This is a genomic window from Aquimarina algicola (assembly GCF_006443095.1).
Lineage (GTDB): Bacteria > Bacteroidota > Bacteroidia > Flavobacteriales > Flavobacteriaceae > Aquimarina > Aquimarina algicola.
Window position 1 is genome coordinate 1 of sequence record NZ_VFWZ01000018.1, and the last position, 647, is coordinate 647.

The 647-nt window shown below is 28.1% G+C and carries 1 protein-coding gene; it reads right to left on the reverse strand.

Translation table 11 applies throughout. The features are described from left to right. Positions 1 to 27 precede the first annotated feature (27 nt). Positions 28 to 603 (reverse strand): hypothetical protein, encoded by a 576-nt coding sequence (locus FHK87_RS25960; protein WP_140597837.1) that lies wholly within the window; start codon positions 601 to 603, stop codon positions 28 to 30. Positions 604 to 647: the final 44 nt, after the last annotated feature.

Here is a 647-nt window from a genome sequence, read left to right on the forward strand (position 1 = left end):
ATATACAAATTGTTAGGCTTAGTTTTTTTATATCTCAAAAATAGGATTTAATATACTTTGATATTTATTAATAGCTGGAGTAATAATTTCTTCCTTAGCTTGTTCAATGGTTAAAACTACTTCTAAACCGAAATCTTTTTTGATCCACTTCTTATATTCCTCATTTGAAGGTTCAGAATCATAATCAATTTCATCGTCTAAAAACAAATTAAAATCCTGATAGTCCAGTGAATTAATGTATGGTTGAACATAGTTTAATGTTAAGAATCTCATCAAACCAAAAATATTTTCAGCTAAGACAACGCAACCTCCTTCGTCTCCCATTACAATTACTGGCCATTCATCACAATTTTCAGCGTCTGGTTTTTTATAAAACGCATAGGAACTTCCTGAATGAGTAGCTTGAGCAAAAATCAAAAATGAGTTTTTATATTTTCTACATTTTTCTTCATCAAGAATCATATATTTAAGATCGTCATATCTCGATGAACTTAATTCAAATCCATTTGCAATCCATATTTTATCACTCAATTGCTTTTTCGCAAGTTTCTTAATAGTTTCCGTTAATTCTGTTGGGTTAAAGAGTTTTAGAAAATTATCCATAATTATATTAAATAAATACTTGAGTCATTTTAATTAAGCCTAAC

Bases quoted from the DNA above. Each gene is read 5' to 3' on its own strand.
- FHK87_RS25960 (WP_140597837.1), bottom strand. From the start codon at position 603: ATGGATAATTTTCTAAAACTCTTTAACCCAACAGAATTAACGGAAACT.